Consider the following 23589-nt stretch of genomic DNA (forward strand, 5'->3'; position numbering starts at 1 on the left):
TTACACACGAATTATAAGGAGACTTTTTATGTATATATGGAAGCGCTTCATGCCTTTTCAAAATAAAACCAGATCCCGATTCAGTCTATTCGCCAAAATAAATCTGTTAATTGTGGTCTTGTTCATCCCCATTCTGATCATGTACACCTACTCGAACAACGTCACCTATGATGTCGTCAGCAAAGAATTGCAGATCTCTAACACGAAGCAGCTCACGTTCTTGTCCAGTCAGATCGACTCCCGTATCAATCAGATGATGGATTTCAGCCTGATTCTCTCCCGTGATCCGAATGTCAGAGCCTTCAACGGCCTGAACATGTGGGATGATCGATATGACCGGATGCAGACCCGTTATGTGATTCAGGAGAAAATGACGCTTCAGACGAGCGTTACCGATATATGGCCTACCCGATATGCGGTGTATTCACAGCAGAATGAGGATGTCATCGCCAACTACAATCGAACTACCGGATATGATGAGGCCTATTTGAAAAAAAATATGAGCGGACAATGGACCTATGGGGACCAAAGTGCGGAATCACAGGATGAGATGAAATCCTTCTATTGGTTCTATACGGACTCCCTTGCCCAACCAGGAATGCTCACGGGAAGCAATCTGGTGATTGAAGCCAGCTTCAGCTATGAGAATATTCAGAATATGCTGGATACGTATAAAGCAGGCGGACAAGGCGATCCTTTCTTATATCACAAAGGAAATGAACCCATTATGAATCGCAGCGCGGACAAGCAATTATCCGCAGCACTCACTCAGTATCTGGATACGCACTCGCCAGAGGATACCACACAGGACGTGGTCGAACTGAACGGAAAGAAATATCTGGTTAGCTCCGTGAAGTCCACCTATCTGGATTGGCATCTGGTTGACGTCATCCCGCTGTATCAGATTTTGAAACCCATCTCACTCAGTCAGAATCTGTTCTACACAAGTATGATTTTGCTACTCGTTGTGGGCATCTCGGCTTCCATCCTGCTGTACCGGAATGTCCAGTATCCCATCAAACAGCTCATCAAAGGCTTACGCCGCGTAGAGCAAGGCGATTATTCTGTCCGACTGCATAGCAAAAACCAGAATGAATTCTCATTCCTGTTCCGCCGATTCAACGATATGTCCCATCAGATTCAGGATCTGATTGAGAATGTGTTCCATGAGAAGATTAGAGCGAGGGAAGCTACGCTGAAGCAATTACAAGCGCAGATCAATCCGCATTTCCTATATAATTGTCTTGGTTATATCATCAACATGGCCCAGATGAAGGACGAACAAGCTGTGGTCTCCATGGCGCATAACCTAAGTGCGTATTATCGCTATACCACCCGTATGGAAAAAGAGACGTCTTCGCTTCAGGAAGAGATCAAGCTGCTGATCAACTATCTGGACATTCAGAAGCTGCGCAATGGCCGGATTGAATATCACATCGATATCCCTGAGGATATACTTGCCCAATCGGTGCCACGATTAATGCTTCAGCCAATGGTTGAGAATTCCGTCATACACGGCGTGGCGAAGTCCTATTCATCCGGGGAAATCCGAATTACCGGGGAGCGCAAGAACGGTTTTGGCAGAATATACATCGACGACGATGGCCCCGGCCTAAGCTCGGAACAGTACGAAGCGCTGAACTTGAAGATGCAGGAACCACTGCAAGAAGAAATGGGCTGCGGCCTTTGGAATACGAATCAACGAATCATGCACACATTCGGAAGCCATTCCTACCTCCTATTCGGCCCATCCCCACTTGGCGGATTCCGAACCGAAATTATCTGGGAGATATCAAAAGAGGACACCGATTCCGATAAAGATAATACCGATACGAATTGATACGATACGAACGATAAGTTGACGATTTAATTTTGAACAAGATCATGTACACGATAACGCAGAGGACAGAAAAAACCTGAAGAAGCAAAGCGTTCGCCTTTCAAGCACCATTTTAACCTTATATCAATTAAGTCAGAAAATGGGGCTTGAACAGCGATCGGAAGGTTATTCTGTCATCGGAGTGGCAAGTGTACATATGTCTGCGTTCAACCACCAAGGAGACAATACAAACATGCAAATGATGATCGTAGACGATGAAGCACACTGGGTCGATAACCTGTCCATGACCAAACCCTGGCATACGCTGGGGATCGAACATGTGCATAAAGCCTACTCGGCACACGAAGCACTGCAAATGATCGACACCCACCCCATCGATATCGTGATCTCGGACATCCAGATGCCCGAAATGACAGGCATAGAACTGATCGAACGCATCCGCATCCGGGACAAAAAGATAAAATGCATCCTGTTATCCGGGTATTCCGAATTCGAGTACGCCAAAAAAGCCATCCAGTTCGAAGCCGTAGACTATCTGCTGAAGCCGCCCACTGACGATGAACTAATGGGTGCTGTTCAGAAGGCCATCGATCAATTGAACAATGAATGGGAACTGGTCAGTTCGCTGACACGAACGCAATTTACATTGCGAGAGAATCTCCCTCATTTGCGAGGAAGACTGCTCCTTGGGGCTTTGCAGGGACAACGAATCGCAGCTGCCGAATGGGAGCGGAGGCTCGCCAATTACGATCTCCCTTTTCACACCGGGGATGCCGCATTAATGTTGGTTCGTTTGGAAGAAGAATTCGGACATTATGACAGCACTGATCAGACCCTGATCGAATATGCGATCATCAACATGGCGGAAGAGATTATGGGTGAGTTTATGGAAGTGTGGGGTGTGAAGGAGGAGCACGGATATCTGGTGTTTTTGCTCCAGTTGAAAGAACGGAAAGGCGATATTGGCAAAGAAACCATACTGGAGAAGCTGTCGATTCAGCTTCAATCCAAAGTAAAACAATTTCTGAAAGGCTCCCTCTCCATCGTTATCACCGAGTGGTTCACCTTCCCGGAACAGATTTACGATCGCTTCCGTCAGGCTTCCGCCTATTTTCGGCAGATCGTCGGCGACGAACGCGAATTTGTCATGCGCGTTAGCGATGTCGAGACACCTGCGGCGCAAGGCCCACTGGATGTGCTGTATACCCCACCAACGTTCATTAGTCTGTTGGAAAGCGGACAGTGGGATGCCGCCGAAGAGAAAATCCTCGCGGTCTGCGCCGAGTTGGACGAGAAATGGTCGGAATCCTGGGAACACTGTATGGAGGCAGGTTTCCTCATTACAGCATCGTTCACCAACATCGCCCACCGAAACAAGCTGACTCTGACCACTTTAATGGGAAATGATGTTGAAGATTTGCAAAGTGGTGAAGTCTTCGCTACCATCAGCAAACTGCGGAAGTGGTCGCTCAGCGTGCTCGGCAAACTCAAGGAAGGCACATCCAATGAAATCAAGGATATTCGTTCGGATTATGTGAAGAAGATTCAGGATTTTACAGATAAGAACCTGCATCTGGATGTATCTTTGCGTGTGCTCGCAGATCATGTGAACCTGCACCCGACCCACCTGTCCAAGATCTATAAGATCGAGACGGGCGAAGGCATCAGTGATTATATCTCTCGCCTGCGTATGGATCGGGCCTGTCACAAGCTGGTGACGACCACCAAAAAAGTGTATGAAATCAGCATGGAGATTGGCTATATGGACCCGGCTTATTTTATCAAAGTGTTCAAGCGTCAATTCGGCGTTACGCCGCAGGAATACAGAGACCAGCACAAATAACATGACTGAAAACCGAATTTTTTGAACTTCATTTGCACATTCACTAATAGAGTCCTATGGAAACTAACAAACTCATATAGATGCCCTCCCGCCCAAATTGGTACAGTTACATTGTAGAGGTTGTTCAAAAAGTCCGCTTTTGATTACGAAGGATGCCTAGCGGCATCATCAGCATCGAATATGGGATTCAGCCGAAATAAGCGGGAGGCTTACGAAGTATGTTTCCTTTGGAAACATTTTAGTTGCTCACGTAGCTCTATCTACGCTCCGCTACTCCATTTCTAGCTTCATCCCATCTTCTCGGTACTGAAAACCGGCCTTTTTGAACACGCATTTTTAAAGATCATACACCGTAGGGGGATTGAACAATGATCAAATTTAAAACATGGTGGTCACTGCTCATGGTTATCGCGCTCATCACGATCACTGCGTGCGGCAGTGGCGAGACAGCCAGTGACAATGGTACCGATAATACGCCGGGAACTGTCGGCTCAGCGGAAGCAGAAGCTGCTTTTGCCAAAGGAAAATATGACCCACCCATCGAGTTCAGCTCGGTATTGATGCCGAAGAAATACGTGCAAGGAGATACCAAAGAAAATAACGTGCACGATCGCTGGATGCTCGAAACGCTGGGTATGAAGCATAAAGATACTTGGTATCCGGCCAATGACGATCAATACAGACAAAAGCTTCAACTGGCTATCGCTTCTGGCGAGAAGCTCCCTGATTTTGTAACCGTACCGACCAATGCGGTACTGACCAATCAGCTGATTGACTCCGGTCAATTCATCGCCATCGATGAGTTGTTCGACAAGTACGCGAGTCAGACCCTGAAAGATCACGCAGCAGCACATCCTGAACTGTGGTATCCGTTCACCAAGGACGGCAAGAAATACAACATGCCGATCATGGAGTACACCGATAACGACGATACACTGCTCTGGCTCCGCGAGGACTGGATGGAGAAGCTGAACCTGGAAGCTCCGAAAACCATAGCAGACCTTGAGAACATCATGGACAAATTCAAAAACGAGAACCCGGACGGTCTGTCTCCAGACAAAGTATTCCCGCTGGCGATCTCGCTGAAAAATAACACCAACACCTGGATGGGTCAGCTCGACTGGTTGTTCGGTGCATACGGCACAATCGAGGAACAATGGAACAAAGACGCAAACGGCAACCTTGAGTACGGCTCCGTTAACCCGGGTGCCAAACAAGCCCTTGCCAAGCTGGCTGAATGGATGGATAAAGGTTATATCCACGCTGACTCCGCTCTGTGGGACGAAGGCAAATCCGCTGAAAGCTGGACAGCTGGCAAAGCGGGCATTCTGCCTGGCGCCAACTGGGTACCGGACTGGCCTGCACCTGACCTGCTGAAGAACGTACCTGGCTCTAAGTATAAAGCTTACCCTGTTCCAGCTGGCCCAGACGGTAAGATCGGTACAAAGTGGCAGAACTCTGGTGTCAACGCAAGTATCATGATTAACAAAGATGCGAAGCATCCAGAAGCCATCTTCCTGTATTACAACTACCTGCTGGATAACCTTGCGAACCCGAAAGCGGGCAGTGAGTATGAATACGGCTTCGCCAAAGGGTACGACTGGGATATCATTGACGGACAACCGACCAGTGACAAAGAGAAGATCAAAGACTTCTCCAACGAATTCCCTTTCCTGACCGGCCCAGCACGTATCCCGGATCTGTACATGAAAACACTCGTGAAGCTGGCCAATGGCGAGAAGCCTGAGACACCTTACGAGAAACAAATGGCCGAATTCCGTAAACCGGAAAACTGGTATGCAGGTAAAGTCGTTATGTCCCAGATCGACATCCGTAAACAAAACTATTTCACTGGCGCAGCCACACCAACCATGGTCTCCAAATGGAACCTGCTCCGCCAGTCCGAGATGGAAACCTTCAACAAAATCATCTACGGCAATCTGCCAATTGATGCCTTTGACCAATTCGTCGCCAACTGGAAATCCAATGGCGGAGATCAGATCACGCAAGAAGTGAATGATTGGTTTAAGTCGGTAAGTGCGAAGTAAGATTTTGATTTTGGAAAAGTAAAGCATTAAAAAACCAGCCGAAGCGGTAAGTTACACGCTTCGGCTGGTTTTTTGTTCAAAGATACTATAATTATGGCCATTTGGTTTCTTACTCCTGTTGTCCCCATCGAATGACCTAGCAAGATAGTATGAGTTAAATACATAAAAGAGTTTTCTGCGAGTACATTTGTTTGGAACCATCTCACAGACAAAAAACTTGTTAGAATTGAAATTGAATAACATATTTCACACAATCTTGTTTCTTTCCATTTATATCGCTACTCTCTTAACCTAACTTCTACCTAGCTTGTAGTTGTAAGGCTCGTTGATACAAGCGATCTGCTTCTTCTCCTACCTTCCTTTTAGATAAGTTCTCTAAATCAATCCCCCAATTCTTATACACTGTCGGCTTGTCCGGTTTAATCTCAACTGCCTTTTGATATTTATCAAAGGCTTGTTGATACAGGGCGTCTGCTTCCTCACCTTCCTTCCTTCCAGCCAAATCCCCTAAATCAATCCCCCAATTATGATATGCGTCATGCTTATCTGGTTTGATTTCAACTGCCTTTTGGTATTTCTCAAAGGCCTGTTGATACAGGGCGTCTGCTTCCTCACCTTCCTTCCTTCCAGCCAAATTCCCTAAATCAATCCCCCAATTATGATATGCGTCATGCTTATCTGGTTTGATCTCAACTGCCTTTTGGTATTTCTCAAAGGCCTGTTGATACAGGGCGTCTGCTTCCTCACCTTCCTTCCTTCCAGCCAAATTCCCTAGATCACTACCCCAGTTTTGATACGCTTTATCCTTATCTGGTTTGATCTCAACTGCCTTTTGGTATTTCTCAAAGGCTTGTTGATACAGACCGTCTGCTTCCTCACCTTCTTTTCTCTCAGCCAAATCCCCTAGATCACTACCCCAGTTGTTATACGCTTCATCCTTATCTGGTTTGATCTCAACTGACTTTTGGTATTTCTCAAAGGCTTGTTGATACAGACCGTCTGCTTCCTCACCTTCTTTTCTCTCAGCCAAATCCCCTAAAGCAATCCCCCAGTTGTTATACGCTTCATGCATGTCTGGTTTGATCTCAATAGCCTTTCCATACTTCTCAAACGCTTGTTGATACAGGGCGTCCGCTTCCTCACCTTCCTGGCTCTGGGCCATTCTCTTTAATGTAATCCCCCAATTACTGTAAATACCTGATAATAAGTTGTAAAGTGTATTATCCTCAGTCTCCTTTATTTTCTCTTCTATTCTCGATATTTTTTCAAAGTCGTAATCTTTAGTGATATTAAGATTAATCAATTCTTTTTTCAAGTTATCAATCTCAATTTCTTTTAAGTTTGTCTCTACGATTGCATCTTCATCTTCATATTGCTTTATGGCCTTTGAGACCTGTCTTTTTGCAATTTCTAAGCGTTCTTTAACCCCTTGGAAATGCTCTTTATCATCAATGTCAACGATTCCTTGAAGCATTTCTGCTAAAGCGGTAAACGGCTTATCAACAATACGTGGTTGTGCTAATCCTAGTTCATTATTAAGTTTCAGCATAAACGAATCTGAATCGTACCCCTTTATTAAGAATCCATTAGTGTGCGGATCAGAAATAAATTTCTCTACCTCAGGTTTAGGATCTTCATCAATGTATGTAACCCAATAAAGACCATTATCAAATCTTCCTAATTTTTTTATATGCTCAAAAATCGGATCTTCTCCACTATAACCAATAAAAACCCAAGGTCTCTGGTTCTTGATACTATCAAAAATACGAGGAATCGTAGTCTTCACTTTACCCATTTCCTCAGGCGTATTAAGCAACCATAAGCCATGACTTTGCCCATGAAGATAAACAACCGATTTCTCTTTAAATGTTGTTGTTGTTAAATCCTTCAAGATCGCCATATCGTATGTTGAAGGAAACATATTAAACATTGATAATGCCCTCAACATCAAATTATCAAAGTTAACAGTCAATATATAATCTAAATATCCTTCTTTTAATAATTGCGCTAAGTAAATATGTGTAACATTGATTTTTGCTTTTTCTATGTATCCTTTCAATAGTTCATTTCTTTCATGTGGAGCAAGACAATTCATCAAATTTGCATATGTCCTTTTTTCTTCGTCTAATTCTGTAATAAAAGGACTGTCGGGATGCTTTTTCAATATATCTTTTATGATTTCTTTTGTTAGCGGAATATTACCAGATCGCGAGGCTCCAGCACCTAAAAAGAAAATAGGTTGAGGTTTATTATGTTGCTTTGCTTTTTTCAATAAATACGCTAAATGTTCTATTTTCAACTCTTTCATCTATTTAACTCTCCTTTTATTTAAGGGTTGCTATTAACTCGCTAAATTCATTCCTCTGCATTCCGATGTGTAAATTTAATGTTAAGTGAAATTACTGTTTTAATCTTTCATTTCAATTGCAAGAAAATGCTTTTATAGAGTTTTTGATATTTCCTGTATATTTTATTTCTGTTGCTACTTCAAGAATTAAATCTTCCGAAAATGTCTTCTTATTTCATTACTTACAAGTCACTTCTCCCCCTGATAAATATGTAATAACTTCTTTTTTATTAGTTTTCAAAGCTAACTTCCATAATTTTAGCACTTTTCTTCTGCTCCATCTACTAACACTTGTAATGCATCTATAACACCATTCACTGACTTCATAGTCTCATTCCGTTCTTCGTCATTAATTGCTCTTTTTGCGTGTTATTTCCATCAAGTTAACAGGATAAAAGCACTTCAAGCTTTCATCTAAATTAGAGTTTAATTCAAAAGCATATTCCGCTCATATCATTTTCAATTTTCCAATCGTATAATCTTCAGTACCAAATACTAGTCCTTAAGACATTCAGTAAGATCAACTTTTAACTTTAATTGAATTCTCTCATTCATTATGGACGATCCATAATTAAATAATTGTATAATATCATAAAATAATCGTTACATTTACGAAGAAAAAAAGGGAGATTTCATGTTTTTCTGGAATCCCCATGACTAAACTATTCGATAAGCTTCAAATAAAAGGAAATGCTGTCTTGAAATCCATAAATTTTTCATGATTAAATCTACTTCATATACCTCCATTCATCTTCCGAGAAATAATGTAATTTACGAATTATATATTTTATTATTTACTACCCTAAACATACAAATGCCAACCCACAATAAAAGCAGCCAAGATGAACGCCGAGATGCCAGACATGATGTATATCACCTTTTGCTTTTTGCTGTAACTGCTCTTCCGCAGTTTGTAAATAAGCAAGCCAAGATACGCCACTGCTAGAAGCACATAAAGTAGGTTAAACATTAAATTGATCCGTAACGAAGAATAAGCAGGATAATTCGGAAACCTCAACTTCGTTTGTAGGATGAAAAGATTAAGAAGGAGTGCCACACCTGCAAAGTTAATTGCAAGATGATATTTATTAAAATTGGTGGTAGGATTTCCTCGTTTACGTAGTTTGTTAATAAGCATCCGGATTAAATAGCCGATCAAAGCAATTAAACTGAAAATGATGGCTAGCGCAACAGGAATAAGAGATATCTTAAGTAAGTTCACCTTTACATTCGATACAGGCAAATAATCAATGTAAGGAGTAAAAGAAATTTTCTCAACAACACCATTATGCTCGACAACGTTATAAGAACTACTTAATTCAGCTTTTGTGAATTTCTTTATATCAAGGGCAGTAAATAAATTAGTAAATTTAGATGCTGCCCGTCGTGCGGATTGAAAATATCCTCCCCCCTCCGAAGTAATTCTATTAGAATTGACGTTATTACCGAAAATCTCTTTAGTAAGTCCATAATAATAAATTTCCTCAAAAGACTGGTTTGTCATGACTACCATCCCAAATTTAGATTCGGGATCAAAGACAAGTTTGCTGGAAAACCCTTTCAAATTCCCCTCATGCATCAGTGTAGGCACCCAGTATTCCATCTCAACGAACCCATGCGCAAATCGCGGAGTAGAAGTCCCCTCATAATATAGACTTGTTGACAACATTTCGTTCAACGTATCCCTGTCCTTAAATAATACATTGCTATCATCCACAGGCATCAACGCAGCAAGAAATTTGCCTAAATCTTCTGCTGTCCCTATGGCTGCCCCTGTAGGATAAAACGTAACGTATACTCTGTTCTCAGGGATCAGTTTCAAATCTTTTGTATACCCTTCAATCTCATTCCTTCTTTGTACTAGGTCTGGATGATCTTGCCCCGTTGGATGAATTGAAGTGTCGTTCATATGAAGTGGTTTAAATATATGTTGATTGACATACTCATAAAAAGGTTGGCCACTTATCTCTTCCACGATGTAACCAGCTAGACCAACGCCGTAGTTCGAATAACCCACTATGCTATTCGGTTTATATATCTGTTTCGGCTCATTTCTACGCAACGTTTCTCCTAATTCTAACGTTTCATCCTCGGAGTAATAAAACACCTCGGCCGCTGTTTGATCTTCCCAACCCGCATTGTGATGCATCAGATTCATTAAAGTAATCGGATCATCGTATTTCAGCTTTTTGAAAAATCCCTCTGGCAGATATTCCTGGATATCCGTCTCCAAATCAAGCTTTCCTTGTTCGACAAGCTGCATCACACTCGTATAGACCAACAGTTTCGAGATTGAAGCCCATTCAAAAACAGTAGAGGTATCCGCCTTTCGCTGATTCTCAATATCTGCGTAACCATATGCCTTATTCACAATGGTTTCACCATCTTTGATAGCCACAACCGAAACGGCAGCGGTATACTTCTCATACGAGGCAACATAAGCATCAATCGTTTCCTCTAACTTGGATAAAGGAATCCTGGATGGTGTAGTCTCAACCTGTTTCTCTTCTGCGTGGGCAGGTACTGCTATTGCCATACTGAAAAATATGATTGACAGAACACAAGCGATTACTTTGTTTACCGTGTGATGTCCACGATTCATCTGCATTAGCTTCTCTCCTTTTATATTAAATGTTAATTGCATCTCTTGTTTTCGAGTATGCGTTTTCAAAAGAATCCACATGAAACTAAATTATTCTCAAATACAATCACACCCTATTCAGGAGAGAGGTCGGAGAAGTTCACCTTTCCAATTAACGATGTTTATTTCTTTGTCTTTCAAGAGGCACCAATCAATGATTTCACCTATCAACTTTGGCGTGATGATCTCGTCGCTCCATTTGGGTGTTAGTACTCTTCTGTATCCTATATATTCTGTTGTCCAGCCTTCGAATTCTTCTCCGATGATGACTATAAATGGGGGTTTGTTCTTAATACTGTGTTGTCCCACTTCATAAGTGACGATTAACTTCTTATCCTCAGAAACGATATGTAATTTGATTATCCCTTCATCGTCAATATCCGGTTCAACATACCAATAAAATAATCGATTGGATCGAACGATTTTACGTTTATATTTTTTTCTTACGCCCATAACTCACCTCGCATATTTCTTTTTTCTTTTGATCGCAGTATTTGGTCAGTTATTTAAGACACAGCTACAGTAGTTTTGGAAAGTGATATCATAAGCCACACTAAGTTTAAGGAGTAGTACTCTTGTAGAAATCAATGACTCTATCAAAGATCTCGATCTCTCGTTTTTTTATGTCCGGTAATGTCTCGCTATGCTTTACAATATGATGTATATTATCTGCTACAGTCTCTGCTTTATGAATCCCCACATACCCTGGTACGAGTTCATTAAGGTAATGGAAGTATCTCATTTGAGGTTCAATCATGCGCAGATGTTTATCAAAATTTCTTCTCGATCTTGTCTGATCCATCTCCTTTCGCTTGCGCAGCTCGTCTTCTTCCGCCCAGAATAGTACGTAAGCATCCGGTAATGATATTTCATTCTTCAATAATTTCTTTCTAAAAAAGTTCGCTGTTTCATCTAAAGATAGATGCTCATAACCATATATCCAGCTGTACCACATCTTAAATATATCGCCATCCAAAATTACATACTCATGTTGTTGATTCTTCTCATATGCTATATGCCATCTATCGATTTGTCTCTCCAGTAACCACATTATAAGTTCCTTACCTTCAAGTTGAGGAGATTCAAAAAGAAGCCCTGTTTCTGGAACAATATATGCATCATATTGTGTAGCGAACTGCTGACAAGTCGTACTTTTACCTACAGAACTGGCACCTTCGAGACAAATTATCGTCATTGAAATATATTACCTCCTGATATGACTCACAAAATAATTAATCAACCTTCACTGGCTCTTAAGTGATCATGTTGAATTTCATATTAGACTATGCATTGTAGATTTCTTTGATCTTCAGCCATGTTTCATACCAAAATGTTTTTCGTTTAAGAGGTTTTATCACCTTAATTTGGACTTCTTTTCGTTTCAAATAAACCGTGCCATCCACTTCGATGAGTCTATCGCCAAATGCAAATGCCATATCCTTGCAGTCTTTGTGATAGTGGTTCTCTCTAGTTTCTGACCACTCCGCTTTATCAATAGAATGCCTTTTTCTCATTATTTAAAATCCTCCTTTAAGGAAACACCATTTTTTACAGCAAAAAGGAAGCCTGTCCCGATATTGATGAGCCTTAAGATTCGTCTATTCCTACGACTTGTTCAGTTGCTATATTAAATTCTTTAACATTGATGTTTAATTTCATGTTTCCTTCTTTATCAAGCCCTTCGGTATCTAATCTAAAAGTACCTGTCAGTGCTTCCGAAGTATCACCATCAATTTTTTCATTTATGTCCAATTTAATATTTGTATCTATTAACCGCTCCTGAATATCCTTACTTAAGATCGGTTCAACTGTTTTTATCATGATTGATGTATTGGTTCTATTCCATAGATTGAAATGATATGTTACGACTGTTATACCTTCATCTTCTTCGCTCCCTCCCAGTCCAATTGAAATCGAGTTTATGATCAACCCATCTTCAACAATTCCATCCGTTTTCACACTGCTTGAAATACAACCACTTAGGGCTAGTATCATTAAAAGGAATAGTAAAATCATTGCATGCTTTTGATTCTTCAATTTGGAAACTCCTTTAATTTTTCTCTTCATTTTTAAGATCGATATTTGCAAGTTCAAGTGCGATCGCTAGTCTAATCTGTGTATATTTCCTAATTCCTTTTAAATAGCTATTGTCTAGTTGTTTGCTTTCAATTATAGGTTTAATATCGTGGTTGTAGCGATCGATTTCTACTTTTGCAATTGTATCGTTATTAATCAGCAACGAAAAAATGTCTTCCCCTTGTTCAGGTGTCCAAAATAAGATATAGGCAGTTTTCATTTGTGGAAAAAACCTTTTAATAACTGAAAACAATCCTGATCTTATTTCATCATTAAATAATGACTCATGCGATCCTATTAATTCTCTTCTTATATCTTCTTCAGTTTTACTGCCCTTTAATTTTATTAATTTCATAATGCCTCGCAAGTTATCCTTATTTTAATTTTTTTGACTTGTTAATTTCCTGTTACGTTTATGTATTCACGACGTCCGACGTTGTCGGACGTATCCGCTGAATTCTCAAGCTCTCTACTCAACATTATCTTCCAGATCTATTTCTTTAAAAATCTTTTCTACAATATTTTGCTTACTATTTAAGCTCTCTTTAATCCATATGTCTCCTTGCTTGGATGTATAATAATTATCGCTTGTGTCACTCACATAAAATTGCACCCACTTAATTGCAACACTCGCATCTTCAACCCCTAAGTAATACAGAGGTCTTAATGCAATTTTCATCAGCAAATGTTCAAGATCAGGTCTGTAATAACAAATATGCGAAATAATAGAGAAGTATCCTTTAGTGGCCCCCTCACAATTTTGACTTGGTTGGAATCTCTCTACGTACTGAACGATCTCTTCATCAAGGTACTTTTTAGGATCTGTTCCTATTGTCTTTAATAAGATTTGAAGTTTTTCACTTCTTGAGAACTGCTCAATCATTCAATATCTCCTTTTCAATATGTTTTGGATATTTCCTATAATCTTTGTTGATTCACGAACCCTAAAGGCCTGTGTGCAGGATCGAACGCCTAACACCGCTTCTTGATTCCTTAGTTTCTGGCGATCCAAGGACCGTTCCTTTCACAAAAGCTTTGTTTTTTTGAATGTATTTGCAGTACTTTCAAATACCTTTCCTATATCCACTAGCCAGCGACTGCCGGATTCAAGACGAATGCCCGCAGCATGAATATTATATTAGGCTCTGTCCTGCTCTTGTTCAGTCTTCTATCATCAATTCTTAGCTATAAATGTATAAGTCAAAATCAAGTTCTGCCCCTAAATCATAGATGAACTTTATGATATCTTTGTTTAAATACATTGCTGGTTTTTCATTATTCTCAATATTAATTACAACTTCAAACTTACATTCGAGATTGTACTGCCTAATTAATTTTACAACTTGATCTTTTCGATCCTGAATTAGAATTTTAACCTTATCGATCTGATCATTGATATCCAAAGATTCTTCGTACTCTGTAGCTAGCTCCCAACACGTTTCCTTACGAAATAGATCTCTCTGTATAGGATCACCTTTGAGCCAAGCTCTTGTTGGAGGAATTAACAATGTATTTGTAATTATATTGAGGTCAAATTGATCTCCAAATATACTGAATTCTACTTTTACATTCGTTCTTTCCATCTTGGAATCTCCTCGATTTATATGTCTAGCAGGTTTTCATCTAACGATGATCCTGTATTCACCACCCAGCTTATGCTGGTACCCGGCAACTGTCGGACCAAGGGCGTATGATTGATGCATGAATATAATGTTAACTAAAGTACTTAGCCTCCTTGAATACCCTTAAATAGGATCACTTCTGTATTTATTTATGTACTCTTCTAATGTCTTTCTCGCCTCTTCATATGTTCTAATTACTTCATCTAATTCGTTCTTCAGTTCTCTATGTTCTTCCCAATATTTTTGCCCTACCTTGAGCACCGAACAAAATAAATCCCCCATGTACAAATCTCCTGATCTTAATGGGTTCTCCACTAATTTCTCCAAAGCTAGAGGTAAAAGAAGATCTAGACTCATTTGTTGCCCGATCAAAAGCCTTAAATCCTCATTATTCAATTCACAGAGAGGTTTCTTTCTTAATTCATTTGTTCGGAGAACTAATCGAGAAGCAAAGTTCGGTTCATCCCACCTATCGTCTTCTAGCTCTTCAAGGGTTTTGGTTAAATCCACTTGCTGCATAGCTTCCCCCTCTTAAATAAGTGATTTCCGGCATTTCACATAACGTTGTGTATTCACGAACCCTCACTGGCTTAAGCGCATAAGCGCGGATCAGACGGACTTAGCCAGTACAGAGTTGTCCGCTTGATTCAGCTTCCCCGAAATCCCTCCTGGCGACCGAGGGCAAATGTCCGATGTGTGAATATGGTGTTATGAGATGGTGATGTCTTCTATAGACTACTTTCAAAGATCACGCTAGAATATGGTTCTATTACTTGATCCGAAAAATATTCTTTAAAGAATTCATTGGTTGTTCCAGGAAATTTATAATGTTCTAAAGATTCTTCTTGCCTATACACTGTCCTCTTAATTTCATTAATAGGTAACCATTCAATCCCAACCTGTCCAACATCAGCTTGTAGGCTTCTTAATTCATTATTTAGGAATTGAGTGCTACACTCATAAATAAAATCAATAGAATGAACTTCCTTCATTATGAAAGAGTATTCATGATTGCGCGACATGTATTCTCTTACACAAACTAACCTACTACTTAATATTTCAATACCCAGTTCTTCCATACACTCGCGACTTAAAGCCTGTTCCAATGTTTCGTTCTCTTCTTGAGCTCCTCCAGGCAGTACATAATAAATACCTATATTTGCTCTCCTTTTCTTTATTAATAGAAGATTGTCATTCTTGATAATCAATGCTCTTACTGTATTTCGAATCATCTAGAATAATCTCCCTCCATACAACCACATATCCTGCATTATATCTGAACTACGTATAGGTGGGGTGTTGTATTGGAATAACCTTTTTTTATTTTGTTAACCTTTTATATTAATGCTTCACTATAAATTTCACGCAGCTCAGTGGAGTTAACATGCCACTGAATGGGTTTACCATTGATGATTTGCACCAATACATCCAGACACCTATGCCATCCTGCAGCGGTATTCACTGCCCACGAATCATCGTTAAACGTATGGGTAAAGAACATTAAACATCCTTTATCCTCTGCCTGCAATGAAATGTTAACAAGATCATCAACTTCACGGAAACCAAATACTTATGGCTTTTCTAACTCTGTAATGGTCCCCTCATATGTCGTTCCTTCACCATCATCGAAGGCTGCCACCAAATTTGAGATCCATCTCTCCTGCTGAGAAAGGATACCATTGGGCAAAGGAACAGGCTTCGTGATCACAAGGAAAACATCTTCTGGATTATGATGAAGAAATCGTTCAAATTTTAGAGCATAACGACCGTTTAACTCATGTAATGTACCATAATCACTCATTATTAGATCCTCCTTCTTTCATCACACATATCCATCTTCAGGTTCACCAACATCAAAACCCAACACTTTTGACGCTTCCAACTTAAATGTCTCTATCCAAGATATCCAATCATCGTTATTCATCTGTGCATAAAATGATAATCCACTAGGCTCAACGGATGCTTCAATAAAAACATCATCCTCTTCAGACCCGAACCAATATGGAATTCCACTTTTATAACCCATCCACCCTGGCATACACTCATATACTTTAGAAACTTTATCCCACACCTCATCAGGCAGGTCATATCTTATATTTAGATTGCAATTATGAGAGTTTATGTTGTGCATTTACATTCTCTCCTTCTAAGTCAATTTCACCTTAGCCGTTCAAAAGAGTCTTATTTCAAAATTCACTTATGTAATTCTAATCTCTTCAAGTCAATAATAAACTGTTGTTGTTTCAGAATATCCAAGCCGAGAAGACCTTTATGATCTTTAGGCAATATGCCTACATCGATCTCTATATTCTCAATGCTGTTTGTACCTATTAAAATCCTATCCATGATTTTGGTGTAGAAAGGAATACTCCCTCCAATCCCGTATGCTTCAAAAATTGAATCCCCTGTTTCGTAAGTCACGCCAATTTCCTCTAGAACATCAGGACTAATGATCGTATGTGAATATCCAGTGTCTATAATAACATCATCTATTTTCAGTATTTTTCCTCTAAATGTAACGGTAAGTGACGTTGTAATTAGCTGTCTATCATAGTTAATTTTCATTCGTATTACGACTCACTCTCATTAATGGATCTTTACGGAGATGAATCACAAAGTCTTGATTCGAAGTATGATATACAACGTTACCAGGCTCTACTCGAAAAAATTCTTTATTCGCATCTTTTTCTGATACGGTACGAATTGGTGCAACTTCATCTACGATTTTTTTGTCATCTTCCTCATGATAATGAATGATAGAAACCAGAACAAATTGATCAGGGAACAGTTCTCTAACTTCCTGCCATTTCATGTGTTATACCTCCTTTTTTTTCTTAACGGATCAACTTTCTATCATTTTAACATATCCCCCTAACTCATATATCGTTCCTACATTATTAACACCTAGCATAGTCCAATGTGTCCTCATTCAAGTATGTAAAATGTACAAAGAAACCGTCTCCTTTGGTATATGGTTGATCTCACTTCCATTTACTAAAGAACGGTTTCTTTTGTTTTCCCTCATGAAAAAGCTTCCTGCTCAAGCCAACAACGCTTGTTCAATCTGATCCACAATCCCGTTAATCCCCATTGGCCCATAACAACCGATCCATGTTGCGGCATCTACGGGATGTATGTGCTGACGCTCACCCGTATCGAGCATCCCCCACACACGCTGTTCTGTCGCGGATATCCCATCCTGCATAAGCTCATTACTGAGCAAAAAGTAATGACTGGCTTGTACAGCCGGTAGTCTATCAACCGAGATATGATAGGCCGTGTCGGCGGTATCGGATACAAATAACGGGACAGGCAGACCCAGATCACGATATAACACAGCACCTGTACGATGAGCAGCAGAGTGAACCCGAACGAGAGAGTCGAGCGGACGGATCAGGGCTACACTTTTACCTGCCAGTACCGGAGCCAGTTCTTCAGACAGCAAAGCAGTACGTCGATGATAATCCGCAAGTATTTGTTTGGCCACTGCCCGCTTGCCTGTCAGTTCACCGAACAGACTCAGGATGGTCTGCCAGCTCTCATTACGCTTGAACATGATTACTGGAGCAATTCGGTTTAACCGTTCAACATGTTGATCATGTACCTCGGTACAGATAATCAGATCCGGCGACAATCGTTCTACAGCAAGCAGATCAGGGTACTCATACGTCCCAAGTAATTCGGTACCTTGAAGTCCTGCCCGGATGTATTGAGGGAAATTAACCACCGCACTTCCCGATCCTACACTTCCTGCTGGAGATAATCCAAGCGCGAGCAAATGGTCGGCATATTGAACATCCAATACGGCGATCCGCTGTGGTGATTCAGTAACTTGATATTCACCTCGCATATGGCAGATCACCGGACCTTGGGCCGACTCGTATGAAGAAGCTGTGCGATTCCGCAGTAAGGCTTGAGCATACTTTTCATCTGTTTCCGAAGTGGCAGCTAGTCTGTAACGCAGTGGAGGAACGCCATAATATTTCTTAAACGCCCTGCTGAAATAATACATGTCTCGGTAACCCATTTTGTCAGCAATTTCCCCAATGGAAGCATCCGTATGGAGCAACATTCGCGATGCATTCTCCATCCGCAACTGGATGACGTACTCCATCGGCCCGAGCTGCTTCTCTTGTTTGAATCGTCGCTGCAACTGCCTTACGCTGCATCCAGCGAGGGCTGCCAGCTCTTTCAGTTCCAGATTGTGGCGATAATGCGATGATATATAGGACACGACAACATCCACCATGTCGGACTCTGCTCCGCCTTGACCACGTTCATACTCCATGATCAGTTCGTAGATCATCCCCTGGAGCAACGCATTGGCATGAAAACGCTCCAGCCCTTCACCGCGACGCCATTTGGCAACGATTTTTTCCGCATTCTGAATCCATTCTGCCTGAGTCACAGGGTTCTGAATAAACGAAGTTTGCAGCGGGTGTTTGCGATACGAGGGCAACGCATGGGAGGCTCCTTCCATGGAAGAAGCCTTATACCTAATCACGATATAATAAAGTTCGTCTGATCTGGCCGTCAGTGTAAAGGATGTTCCCTTCGCCACATGACAAGCAAAAGAAGCTCCAATGTGGCAAACTTCACCATTCATTGCAAGCTCCCCTTCCCCGCCTACCGCCAGCAGTAACACATTTGAAATTAATTCGGTTTCGTGAAGAACACTGCCAGTCTGCAAAGTACCACTATATCCGTCGATCATCTTGATCGTCGTATCACTCCATAGACTTGTCTGTTCTTGCAGCGGCATTTCTCTCATCTCCTGACAATCGCATAGGTAAATTGTTGCTGTTGTCATTTTAATTGAGATTCTTTCTCATTGTCAATTTTCGGACATTTGAGACAATATTCCCCTGACATCTGGTAATAGAAACAGCAGGTGATCCGCTCACTTTTGGCAACATGCACATTGTCCTTACAATCGGTGAAGCGGGTTAACGGATTCTTCCTCTCACCAAATACCTCCCCGGATGCCACCTGCGTCAGATAAGAAAAGTCCTCTCGGATGATCTTACTTTCCTGCTCTGTCTCGGCTTCATCAGGAGCGAATAGTCGGCCAATCCGTACCATAATATTCTCCCAGAGAATGCTCATCGAAAGAGGTGCAATCGCAGCAAGTGTCTTTAACAAAGGTGTCAGCTGTACCGCAAACATCTCCTGGACCACTTTTTCCCGCCATACGTTCCTGTCTCCAGTCAGTTCTTCAGCCTGAAGCCCATTCACCGCTAGAAAAGGAAACCGTGTACCGCCCTCCTGATCTGAGAGCGCCGGATGATAGAGATAACTGTTCTCCAGCTGAAAGGTTACATGCTGATGATGAAACGTCATCGCGATCACGAGCGGAGTCGTCCATAGATAGCCAAGCCGCTTGGCCAACATGGAGGCTGCAACTTTCATGTCAGGCGCATCGATATAATTCTGAAACCAGCGGATATACTCTCGACACGCCTCTTCGTCATGCAACTCACTCAAAGCAATGGTACGGATACTATGATCAGGCGGCTCACCAAGCAAAATCGAATGATCCTCTACCGTCTCTTTCCATAAGTCTGTCGAGAGATATGGGTTCATATTAATTCGATCCGAGCAGGGCTTCCGCTGCCTGATCTACAATCAGATTAATCGCAAGCGGTCCATAATAAGCGATCCAAAGTGTTGAGTTCACGTCATACGTAAGGTTATTTTTTACAGCATCGAGGGATTTCCACACTGGATTAGTCACCATAGCTTCTGCTTCTGCCGCAAACAACTCATCCGACAGGACAAAGTAACGATCTGCCCCGATCTCAGGCACTTTTTCCATCGAGATTTCTACGGAACCATCTTCATTAATCTCCTGTACCAGAGCAGGCATTTTCAGCCCCAAGTCATTGTACATGATACCGCCGATGCGATGCTCAATACCGTGAACACGAATTCCTTCTTTTCGTGGACGAATGATCGCCATTGTTTCATCGCCCAGCTTCTCTGACAATTTTGTCTTCAGCCCAGCAATTTTGTCTTCATACGCTGTGCGCACTTTCTCTGCCTCGTCCTGCTTGTCTGTAACTTGGGCAACCGTGGCTAACGTATCACGCCAGTCTTCGTAGAAGTCGAGTACCAGGGTAGGTGCAATTTTGCTTACACTCTCATACTGTTTCTCTTGAAAGTCGGTCATGATGATCAGATCCGGGTCGAGTGCAACAATGGCTTCCAGGTTAGGCTCGTCCCGTGTACCCAGAACTTCTACGCCATTTGGTTGGTCTCCTAAATATTCTGGAAAATCCGTATTACCTCCAGCGATAACACTACCTGCTGGCTTCTCGCCAACCGCTAACATTTGATCCAGAAATTTAACATCAAGCACTGCAATTTTCTGTGGTTTTTCGTTTAGAGTGATGTCACCCTTCATGCCCTTGATCGTTACGGGAAAAGCTCCGTCCGTCTGCGTTTCCGCATTCGCAGGTGTCTCCCCTGGTGTTGTTGCAGATTGCTTACCGCTATCTGTACCTGTTGCAGCACCGCAAGCCGTCAATACAAGAATAAGGGCCAACATCAAGCCCATGAATAATCGTGATTTGTGAGCAGCATAGGCTTTGTTACTAGCCGTTTGCCCCTTTGTTCCTTGTTTCATGATGAATCCCCCTTATGTATATTACTGATAATGATTTTCATTATCGAAACATAAAGAGAGTATATACGATCTCCGTATCGGGTTACCATGTACTTTTGCGACATTTCAGCCGGACTAATGCGACATCGCGAATCACTTATCCGCCCTTTAACTTTTCTGCAATGTACGCTTGCAATCGGTAGATGTCTGAAAGAAGCTCTTCTTCCTCTGGCGTATTGCCATACTCCCCTAACCAGCGTGGTGTGCGAATATGCCACTCATCTGTCATGTATTGCTTTTTAACCCGATACTCTAAAATATGTCCCAGGAAATATTCCAGTGAGCCAAGAGATTGTTTACTGCCATCCTTAATGATGGATTGTGTTTTTTCGATGATCACCTGCAACATATGTTGGATATGGTCTTCTGGATTCATAGCTTTAGTTTCCATCGTAACCTCCCCCTATCTCTATACAAAAAAATGAATTAGTATATTATTCAAATGGGCCTCCTATTGCTAAACGTAGAATTCTATTCTGATTAAATACAATAAATCGATGCCCAAAGAGTATTGAGACATCGATTCATATCATCTAATTATGGAGGTGAATCATGAGTATGCGACCAAACATGAAGTATAGCATTATTTTTAGCGTAGTTATTATTGTCGTTGTTCCTATTATCATTGGATTTTATATGTTGAACAAGGTTGTCGATCCTGACGAGACAATGGTTACGAGAACTGAAGTTTCTCCTGAGCTTATTACTATAAAAGGTGGATTTGCAGACAGTATTAGCAGATATCACGGCTACTACCTCTCACATCATAACAATTCACTTTACATTCAGATTAAAGGCAGAAAACTTCCTATCGGTGGTAGTAAAGACTTCACAATTTCATTTTCTAATACTTATGGGAATGTTGATGAAATCTACTTATTAGGTCCTGGCAACTCTAAGAAAAAGATTTGGCCGAATCCCTAACTTTCATTGGAATGGATATCATATGATCTGACGCAATCAGCTTAAGTCTCTTCTGCTTAACTTCTTAAATGCGGAGTATTCCTGATCAGACTTGATATAACTTAATATCTTTTCCGCACATGCAGCTGAGCTAAGCTCTTCCGTATTCACTTCCAGATCATATTCATCATAGGCGTAAATGTAGTCGAATTGGGAATGGGCTAGTCCAATCTCACGATCTCCCCTGGTCTGCTCTCTTCTGGTGAGTTCTTCTTTGGAGCAGTGTACACCTACAAACAATATCGGATAATCCGATAGTAAATCATAAAAATCGTTAAACCACTTGTCATTGCTGATGACTGTATCAACGATGACATTCAGACCCATCTCCGAAAACAGTTTAATGGTTGCACAGTACAACGAATTGATGGGGTCGAACAGGATATCGGTCATCACATGGTGTTCCACTTCTCTTGTTGGATTCATATCTGGGTATGTATTGTCGATGAATTGATCATAATTATGAAGAAATTGATCTACAGATAGATGATGAAACGGAAATTCTCCCTGATTCTTCATTTCCATCGCGATGCTTGTTTTCCCCGAACTTGATGTTCCGTTCAAAAATATAATGAGTCCTTTTTCCATATCTATCACCCTTATCTATAAAATAAAAAAACGCTTCGGCTCGGCCGGATTACCACTCTCTCCATTCTTCCGTAATATCTTCATCCTCCTGGATCTCCAACCCTGCAAGCCTTGCTGCCTTGTCGATAAAATCAGCCAATTCTTCACGTTCCATCGTCTCAATAAAATAATCTTGGGCCTCATTCATTTTGTTAAATTAGATTTGTATAATTAATTTACAATAATTTTCAGTTATGTGTATAGTAGAACTGCAGCAAAATCCTTGCAAGAAACTCAAATTCACGGAGTGGGTGAGATCATGTCTCTTTTCAAAAATAAAATAATACTAACCTTTGTATTGTTATTCTTAGCTTTCTCCATAGGTACAATAGCATATATGAATGGTCAATCGAAACCGGAGAAGCCCATTCATAATGTCGTCAACCTTTCAGCTAACTCCCTAACATTTCATGAAATAGATAAGCTGGATGCATTCGCTGAACTGATCGTCATTGGTTATGCAACAGAAAATTTCAAAGATCGCGAGCATATCATAACTGCATTTGATGATGGGACCATGCAATCTTTTCACACCAATACGAATATAAAAATTGAGAAGATATTGAAGAAACCCGACGATTTCCCTTCAGATCAAAACGAATTAACGATCATCGAACCCGTCAGTCTGGAAGGAGACGTCAAGTACACAGTTAATGACTATATGGAACTACAGAAGGGTGATAGAAGTGTTCTTTTCTTGATGAAAAATACTTTTGGTAATTATGGATTGATTAATGATAACTTAGGCAAATTCAGCCTTGAAGGGATAACTCAATATAGTGTACCTCAATCCTCCACTGCACAAGCGTTATCAGAATACGAAACATTTCGTAACTCTGTCATGGAAATGTATAATATACAGCAAGTTCAATAGCAGACCACCAGCAATAGCATGATTAATTTGAGTCGAAACCACTC

The 23589-nt window shown here is 41.0% G+C and carries 26 protein-coding genes; 5 read left to right on the plus strand and 21 right to left on the minus strand.

The window, feature by feature from the left end; genetic code table 11:
• Positions 1–28 precede the first annotated feature (28 nt).
• The 3 genes from AB4111_RS08705 (at position 29) to AB4111_RS08715 (ending at position 5731) form a co-directional block, all read left to right on the plus strand.
• A complete protein-coding gene (locus AB4111_RS08705) occupies positions 29–1840 on the plus strand; it encodes a sensor histidine kinase (protein ID WP_442031205.1) in 1812 nt (603 codons plus the stop codon).
• Positions 1841–2072: 232 nt separating this feature from the next.
• Entirely contained in the window at positions 2073–3683 is a 1611-nt protein-coding gene (locus tag AB4111_RS08710) for a response regulator transcription factor (protein WP_442031206.1), read from the plus strand.
• A 368-nt stretch (positions 3684–4051) separates the two neighbouring features.
• Positions 4052–5731, plus strand: a complete 1680-nt coding sequence (locus AB4111_RS08715) for an ABC transporter substrate-binding protein (protein ID WP_222216034.1) — start codon at positions 4052–4054, stop codon at positions 5729–5731.
• Between the two features lie 298 nt (positions 5732–6029).
• On the opposite strand, the gene AB4111_RS08720 is transcribed toward AB4111_RS08715, so the two are convergent.
• The 19 genes from AB4111_RS08720 to AB4111_RS08810 form a co-directional block, all read right to left on the minus strand.
• Complete coding sequence (locus AB4111_RS08720; protein WP_442031207.1) at positions 6030–8039, minus strand: SIR2 family protein; 2010 nt, start codon at positions 8037–8039, stop codon at positions 6030–6032.
• Positions 8040–8880: 841 nt separating this feature from the next.
• The gene (locus tag AB4111_RS08725) at positions 8881–10686 is read right to left on the minus strand and encodes a serine hydrolase (protein ID WP_442031208.1); all 1806 of its coding nucleotides are present in this window, start codon (positions 10684–10686) and stop codon (positions 8881–8883) included.
• Positions 10687–10797: 111 nt separating this feature from the next.
• Positions 10798–11172, minus strand: coding sequence for a hypothetical protein (locus AB4111_RS08730; RefSeq protein ID WP_442031209.1), 375 nt, complete (start codon positions 11170–11172; stop codon positions 10798–10800).
• Between the two features lie 106 nt (positions 11173–11278).
• Positions 11279–11914, minus strand: a complete 636-nt coding sequence (locus tag AB4111_RS08735) for a chloramphenicol acetyltransferase (protein WP_442031210.1) — start codon at positions 11912–11914, stop codon at positions 11279–11281.
• Between the two features lie 88 nt (positions 11915–12002).
• Positions 12003–12233 carry a hypothetical protein gene (locus AB4111_RS08740; RefSeq protein WP_442031211.1) on the minus strand — a complete coding sequence of 77 codons (231 nt, stop codon included), beginning with the start codon at positions 12231–12233 and terminating at the stop codon, positions 12003–12005.
• A gap of 73 nt (positions 12234–12306) precedes the next feature.
• Positions 12307–12756, minus strand: coding sequence for a hypothetical protein (locus tag AB4111_RS08745; protein ID WP_442031212.1), 450 nt, complete (start codon positions 12754–12756; stop codon positions 12307–12309).
• A gap of 13 nt (positions 12757–12769) precedes the next feature.
• On the minus strand, positions 12770–13150 hold the full coding sequence (locus tag AB4111_RS08750; protein ID WP_442031213.1) for a hypothetical protein: 381 nt from the start codon (positions 13148–13150) through the stop codon (positions 12770–12772).
• Between the two features lie 114 nt (positions 13151–13264).
• The gene (locus tag AB4111_RS08755; RefSeq protein WP_442031214.1) at positions 13265–13678 is read right to left on the minus strand and encodes a hypothetical protein; all 414 of its coding nucleotides are present in this window, start codon (positions 13676–13678) and stop codon (positions 13265–13267) included.
• Positions 13679–13976: 298 nt separating this feature from the next.
• The gene (locus AB4111_RS08760; RefSeq protein WP_442031215.1) at positions 13977–14378 is read right to left on the minus strand and encodes a DUF4279 domain-containing protein; all 402 of its coding nucleotides are present in this window, start codon (positions 14376–14378) and stop codon (positions 13977–13979) included.
• Between the two features lie 162 nt (positions 14379–14540).
• On the minus strand, positions 14541–14936 hold the full coding sequence (locus tag AB4111_RS08765) for a contact-dependent growth inhibition system immunity protein (protein WP_442031216.1): 396 nt from the start codon (positions 14934–14936) through the stop codon (positions 14541–14543).
• Positions 14937–15145: 209 nt separating this feature from the next.
• The gene (locus AB4111_RS08770; protein ID WP_442031217.1) at positions 15146–15649 is read right to left on the minus strand and encodes an NUDIX domain-containing protein; all 504 of its coding nucleotides are present in this window, start codon (positions 15647–15649) and stop codon (positions 15146–15148) included.
• A gap of 338 nt (positions 15650–15987) precedes the next feature.
• Positions 15988–16218, minus strand: a complete 231-nt coding sequence (locus AB4111_RS08775) for a hypothetical protein (RefSeq protein WP_442031218.1) — start codon at positions 16216–16218, stop codon at positions 15988–15990.
• Between the two features lie 21 nt (positions 16219–16239).
• A complete protein-coding gene (locus AB4111_RS08780) occupies positions 16240–16548 on the minus strand; it encodes a hypothetical protein (protein WP_442031219.1) in 309 nt (102 codons plus the stop codon).
• A 62-nt stretch (positions 16549–16610) separates the two neighbouring features.
• Positions 16611–16982, minus strand: a complete 372-nt coding sequence (locus AB4111_RS08785) for a retropepsin-like aspartic protease (RefSeq protein WP_442031220.1) — start codon at positions 16980–16982, stop codon at positions 16611–16613.
• A complete protein-coding gene (locus AB4111_RS08790) occupies positions 16972–17229 on the minus strand; it encodes a hypothetical protein (RefSeq protein WP_442031221.1) in 258 nt (85 codons plus the stop codon). The genes AB4111_RS08785 and AB4111_RS08790 overlap by 11 nt, the downstream gene beginning before the upstream one ends.
• A 228-nt stretch (positions 17230–17457) precedes the next feature.
• A complete protein-coding gene (locus AB4111_RS08795) occupies positions 17458–19179 on the minus strand; it encodes a helix-turn-helix domain-containing protein (RefSeq protein WP_442031222.1) in 1722 nt (573 codons plus the stop codon).
• Positions 19180–19223: 44 nt separating this feature from the next.
• On the minus strand, positions 19224–20000 hold the full coding sequence (locus tag AB4111_RS08800) for an IucA/IucC family C-terminal-domain containing protein (protein WP_442031223.1): 777 nt from the start codon (positions 19998–20000) through the stop codon (positions 19224–19226).
• A 1-nt stretch (position 20001) separates the two neighbouring features.
• Positions 20002–21042: an ABC transporter substrate-binding protein gene (locus AB4111_RS08805; RefSeq protein ID WP_442031224.1), complete on the minus strand. Its 1041-nt coding sequence runs from the start codon at positions 21040–21042 to the stop codon at positions 20002–20004.
• Positions 21043–21178: 136 nt separating this feature from the next.
• Positions 21179–21472, minus strand: a complete 294-nt coding sequence (locus AB4111_RS08810) for a hypothetical protein (protein ID WP_442031225.1) — start codon at positions 21470–21472, stop codon at positions 21179–21181.
• Positions 21473–21633: 161 nt separating this feature from the next.
• Between AB4111_RS08810 and AB4111_RS08815 the strand changes: the two genes are divergently transcribed.
• Complete coding sequence (locus tag AB4111_RS08815) at positions 21634–22005, plus strand: hypothetical protein (protein WP_442031226.1); 372 nt, start codon at positions 21634–21636, stop codon at positions 22003–22005.
• Positions 22006–22041: 36 nt separating this feature from the next.
• Here AB4111_RS08815 and AB4111_RS08820 read toward each other — a convergent pair whose 3' ends face one another.
• The gene (locus AB4111_RS08820; protein ID WP_442031227.1) at positions 22042–22632 is read right to left on the minus strand and encodes a chloramphenicol phosphotransferase CPT family protein; all 591 of its coding nucleotides are present in this window, start codon (positions 22630–22632) and stop codon (positions 22042–22044) included.
• A gap of 49 nt (positions 22633–22681) precedes the next feature.
• On the minus strand, positions 22682–22819 hold the full coding sequence (locus AB4111_RS08825; protein ID WP_442031626.1) for a hypothetical protein: 138 nt from the start codon (positions 22817–22819) through the stop codon (positions 22682–22684).
• Positions 22820–22930: 111 nt separating this feature from the next.
• Between AB4111_RS08825 and AB4111_RS08830 the strand changes: the two genes are divergently transcribed.
• Positions 22931–23545: a hypothetical protein gene (locus tag AB4111_RS08830; protein ID WP_442031228.1), complete on the plus strand. Its 615-nt coding sequence runs from the start codon at positions 22931–22933 to the stop codon at positions 23543–23545.
• The last annotated feature ends 44 nt before the right edge of the window (positions 23546–23589 follow it).

The organism is Paenibacillus sp. 2KB_22 (genome assembly GCF_052115745.1).
Classification (GTDB): domain Bacteria; phylum Bacillota; class Bacilli; order Paenibacillales; family Paenibacillaceae; genus Paenibacillus.